The 358-nt window shown below is 63.1% G+C and carries 1 protein-coding gene; it reads left to right on the plus strand.

Going from position 1 to position 358, the window contains the following annotated elements:
* Window positions 1–171: 171 nt before the first annotated feature.
* A partial coding sequence (locus AB4Y92_RS26770; RefSeq protein WP_441822375.1) for a hypothetical protein occupies window positions 172–358 on the plus strand: 187 nt, incomplete at its 3' end.

Genomic DNA, 358 nt, shown 5'->3' on the forward strand with positions numbered 1-358 from the left:
TCTCATACCGGGGATTCCCGGGGAACTTGATGATCTGGACAATCACAAGTTTCCCCGAATCCCTGGCCGATTGCAAGAGCTTTTCTTGCCACGGGATCGCTCGGCCTTTTTTCGGAGGCGAGCGATGTTTGAGGTGCCCTGCCCTCCCCGGCTTCATCGCCGAGGAGAAGCATGTTCAACGTTACAATGGCCGCTGTCGCGGCCGAACGACCGCGCGCACCCGTGCGCAGATCTTCCCGCATGGCCGGGCGTTGCGAGGGATTATTCTGGCGCCGGATCTCGCCGCAGGACGCGGCCCAGATCCGCCTCGCGGCCCGCAAGTACGAGCTGGCGACGAAACGACCAGGCGCCCGTAACG

Source organism: Lysobacter sp. TAB13 (assembly GCF_052113885.1).
Taxonomy (GTDB): Bacteria; Pseudomonadota; Gammaproteobacteria; order Xanthomonadales; family Xanthomonadaceae; genus Lysobacter; species Lysobacter gummosus.